The organism is Streptomyces sp. SID1328 (assembly GCF_009865595.1).
In the GTDB taxonomy this organism is placed as follows: Bacteria; Actinomycetota; Actinomycetes; order Streptomycetales; family Streptomycetaceae; genus Streptomyces; species Streptomyces griseoluteus.
The window spans coordinates 1-4193 of record NZ_WWKH01000207.1 but is presented as its reverse complement, the minus strand read 5'-3'; the positions used below and the strand labels follow the sequence as shown (position 1 = coordinate 4193).

The following is a 4193-nucleotide window of genomic DNA, read 5'->3' as shown; positions in this document are numbered from 1 at the left end:
GGCCGTCCGCGCGGCCGCCCGCCAGGTCCTGGACGAGGCCGCCCGCTTCGACCCGCCGCTCGACCTGGACTACCTCGCCCTGGTCGACCCGGCCGACTTCACCGAGATCGCCGACGACTTCACCGGCGAGGCGGTCCTCGCGGTCGCCGCGCGGGTCGGCTCGACCCGGCTGATCGACAACATCCCGCTCACCTTCGGCAGCCCTGGAGCCGCCCTGTGACCAGCACCGGTATACGACTGCACGCGCCCGCCCCCGGCTGGTCCATCCCGGCCGACGTCGTGGTGGTCGGCTCCGGCGTGGCCGGCCTGACCGCCGCGCTGCGCTGCGAGGCGGCCGGCCTGACGACGGTCGTCGTCACCAAGGCCCGCCTGGACGACGGCTCCACCCGCTGGGCCCAGGGCGGCATCGCGGCCGCCCTGGGCGACGGCGACACCCCCGGACAGCACCTGGACGACACCCTGGTCGCCGGCGCGGGCCTGTGCGACGAGAACGCCGTGCGCCTCCTGGTCACCGAGGGCCCCGACGCCGTACGGCGGCTGATCGACACCGGCGCCCGGTTCGACACCGACGACGCGGGCTCGATCCAGCTCACCCGCGAGGGCGGCCACCACCGGCGCCGCATCGCCCACGCGGGCGGGGACGCCACCGGCGCGGAGATCTCCCGCGCGCTGGTCGACGCCGTCCGCGCGCGGGGCCTGCGCACCATCGAGAACGCGCTTGTCCTGGACCTGCTCACCGACGCCGAGGGCCGCACCGCCGGGGTCACCCTGCACGTCATGGGCGAGGGCCAGCACGACGGCGTGGGCGCCGTGCACGCGCCCGCCGTGGTGCTCGCCACCGGCGGCATGGGCCAGGTGTTCTCCGCGACCACGAACCCCTCGGTCTCCACCGGCGACGGCGTGGCGCTGGCGCTGCGCGCGGGCGCCGAGGTCAGCGACCTGGAGTTCGTGCAGTTCCACCCGACCGTGCTCTTCCTCGGCCCCGACGCCGAGGGCCAGCAGCCGCTGGTCTCCGAGGCGGTGCGCGGCGAGGGCGCCCACCTGGTCGACGCCGACGGCACGCGCTTCATGGCCGGGCAGCACGAGCTGGCCGAGCTGGCCCCGCGCGACATCGTCGCCAAGGGCATCACGCGGCGGATGCAGGAGCTGGGCGCCGAGCACATGTACCTCGACGGCAGGCACTTCGGCGCCGACATGTGGGAGCACCGCTTCCCCACCATCCTGGCCGCCTGCCGCGCCCACGGCATCGACCCGGTCACCGAGCCGATTCCGGTCGCCCCGGCCGCCCACTACGCCTCCGGCGGCGTCCGCACCGACGACCGCGGCCGTACGACCGTCGCCGGTCTGTACGCGTGCGGCGAGGTCGCCTGCACCGGGGTGCACGGCGCCAACCGGCTCGCCTCCAACTCCCTGCTCGAAGGGCTCGTCTACGCCGAGCGCATCGCCGCCGACATCGCGGCCGAGCACACCGCGAACGGCCCGCACACGCGCGTACCGGCCCCCGTCCCGCACCACGGCACGCCCGCGCACCCCCTGCTGGCCCCGGAGGACCGGCTCGCCGTGCAGCGGATCATGTCCGAGGGCGCGGGCGTCCTGCGCTCGGCCGCCTCCCTGGAGCGCGCCGCCCAGCGCCTCGCGGAGCTGCACTCCCGCGCCAGTGACACCCTGGACGGTGAGGGCAAGACCGCCGAGCCCGGCGTCGACACCTGGGAGGCCACCAACCTCCTGGACGTGGCCCGCGTCCTGGTCGCCGCCGCCGCGCTGCGCGAGGAGACCCGCGGCTGCCACTGGCGCGAGGACCACGCCGACCGCGACGACCCGCACTGGCGCCGCCACCTGGTGGTGACCCTCCGCGCGGACCGTTCGCTGGCCGTACGCACCACCGAGAGCGCAGACTTCCCCCCTACCCGGTGACATCTCGGTCCACCGGGTGAACCCGCGTCCCCAGGAGCAGTGACGAACGTGAGCACCGACGACCTTCCCCTCGCCCCGACCGGCGGCTGCGGCGACGGCTGCGCCTGTGGCGCGGACGAGGAGGGCGAAGAGCAACTGGAGTGCGGTCTCGACCCCGCGCTGGCCGCGCTGCTGGCCGAGTCCGGGCTCGACCCCGTGGAGATCGAGGACATCGCCAACATCACCGTCCAGGAGGACCTGGCCGGCGGCGTCGACGTGACCACCGTGGCGACCATCCCCGAGGACGCCGTGGCCACCGCCGACTTCGTCGCCCGCGAGGCCGGCGTGGTCGCGGGCCTCAGGGTCGCCGAGGCCGTGCTCTCCGTGGTCTGCGAGGACGAGTTCGAGGTCGAGCGGCACGTCGAGGACGGCGAGCTGATCGAGGCCGGCCAGCGTCTGCTGTCGGTCACCACCCGCACCCGCGACCTGCTCACCGCCGAGCGCAGCGCGCTGAACATCCTGGGCCGCATGTCCGGCATCGCGTCCGCCACGCGCGCGTGGGCCGACGTGCTGGAGGGCAGCCGCACCCGCGTGCGCGACACCCGCAAGACCACCCCCGGCCTGCGCTCGCTGGAGAAGTACGCGGTGCGCTGCGGCGGCGGCGTCAATCACCGCATGTCGCTCTCCGACGCCGCCCTGGTCAAGGACAACCACGTACTCGCCGCCGGCGGCGTGACCGAGGCGTTCAGGGCCGTACGGGAGACCTTCCCGGACCTCCCCGTCGAGGTCGAGGTCGACACCCTGCACCAGCTCCACGAGGCCGTCGAGGCCGGCGCCGACCTGATCCTGCTGGACAACTTCACCCCCGGCGAGTGCGCCGAGGCCGTCACCCTCACGGCCGGCCGTGCCGAGCTGGAGGCGTCCGGGCGGCTCACCCTGGAGAACGCCCGCGCCTACGCCGACACCGGCGTGGACTTCCTGGCCGTCGGCGCCCTCACCCACTCCTCGCCGGTGCTCGACATCGGCCTGGACCTGCGCCCGGCGGAGTGACCCGGATGCTGCTCACGATCGACGTCGGCAACACCCACACCGTCCTCGGTCTCTTCGACGGCGAGGACATCGTCGAGCACTGGCGCGTGTCCACCGACCCGCGCCGCACGGCCGACGAGCTGGCGGTGCTGCTCCAGGGCCTGATGGGCACGCACCCGCTGCTCGGCGAGGAACTGGGCGACGGCATCCACGGCATCGCCATCTGCGCCACGGTGCCCTCGGTGCTGCACGAGCTGCGCGAGGTCACCCGGCGCTACTACGGCGACGTGCCCGCGGTGCTGGTCGAGCCCGGCGTCAAGACCGGGGTGCCGGTGCAGTTCGACAACCCCAAGGAGGTCGGCGCCGACCGCATCATCAACACGGTCGCCGCCAACGAGCTGTACGGCGGCCCGGCGATCGTGGTCGACTTCGGCACCGCGACCACCTTCGACGCGATCTCCGCGCGCGGGGAGTACGTCGGCGGGGTCATCGCGCCCGGCATCGAGATCTCGGTGGAGGCGCTCGGCGTGAAGGCCGCGCAGCTCCGCAAGATCGAGGTGGCCCGCCCGCGCAACGTGATCGGCAAGAGCACCGTCGAGGCCATGCAGTCCGGCATCGTCTACGGCTTCGCCGGCCAGGTGGACGGCGTGGTCGGCCGGATGGCGCGCGAGCTGGCCGACGACCCCGACGACGTCACCGTGATCGCCACCGGCGGTCTGGCGCCGATGGTGCTGGGCGAGTCCTCGGTGATCGACGAACACCAGCCCTGGCTCACCCTGATCGGCCTGCGCCTGGTCTACGAGCGCAACGTGCCGCGCAGGTAGCCGGGCCCGTGGGGGACTCAGGGCCGGGCGGGGGAACCCTGGGTCCGACACGCGTTACAACACGTTCCATTTCGTAACTTTTGTCCGATTAGCGGTAGCGTCGCCGCATGCCCACGCCATACGGAACTCGCGGCGGCATGGCGTTCGGCGCGGAGGAGCTGCGTGTGCTCCGCCGCGCCCTCGCCCTCGCCCTCCACCCCGGCACGGCCTCCGCCGAGGACGTGCAGGACTGCTTCCGCCTCGCCGACTCGGTCGACGAGGCACTGGACGAAGCGGCTCGCCTGCGCGCCTTCCTCCTGGCCGATCTGGGCCGCTACCGAGCCGCCCTGCCCGGCACCGCGGCCGGCTACCTGGCCCTGCTCCAGGAGGCGCTCGGCGCCGGGCACCGGCCCGCCCCGGACGACCTCGCCGCGCTGCGCGCCCTGCGCGGCAACCCGGTGGCCGCAG

Annotated in this window: 4 protein-coding genes and 1 pseudogene; all 5 read left to right on the top strand. The window is 74.3% G+C overall.

Annotation, left to right across the window (positions count from 1 at the left end):
• A partial coding sequence (locus tag GT030_RS06140; RefSeq protein ID WP_202459746.1) for a pantoate--beta-alanine ligase occupies nt 1-220 on the top strand: 220 nt, incomplete at its 5' end.
• On the top strand, nt 217-1914 hold the full coding sequence (locus tag GT030_RS06135) for an L-aspartate oxidase (protein WP_161200204.1): 1698 nt from the start codon (nt 217-219) through the stop codon (nt 1912-1914). The genes GT030_RS06140 and GT030_RS06135, both read left to right, overlap by 4 nt.
• A gap of 48 nt (nt 1915-1962) precedes the next feature.
• On the top strand, nt 1963-2943 hold the full coding sequence (nadC, locus tag GT030_RS06130) for a carboxylating nicotinate-nucleotide diphosphorylase (protein WP_161200203.1): 981 nt from the start codon (nt 1963-1965) through the stop codon (nt 2941-2943).
• Nucleotides 2944-2948: 5 nt separating this feature from the next.
• Complete coding sequence (locus tag GT030_RS06125) at nt 2949-3746, top strand: type III pantothenate kinase (protein ID WP_030811239.1); 798 nt, start codon at nt 2949-2951, stop codon at nt 3744-3746.
• A gap of 107 nt (nt 3747-3853) precedes the next feature.
• Nucleotides 3854-4193 (top strand): annotated as a pseudogene (locus GT030_RS06120) (hypothetical protein); the annotation flags it as partial.

Excerpts from the sequence above, each read along its gene's own strand:
- GT030_RS06125 (WP_030811239.1), top strand. The coding sequence starts at position 2,949 with ATGCTGCTCACGATCGACGTCGGCAACACCCACACCGTCCTCGGTCTC.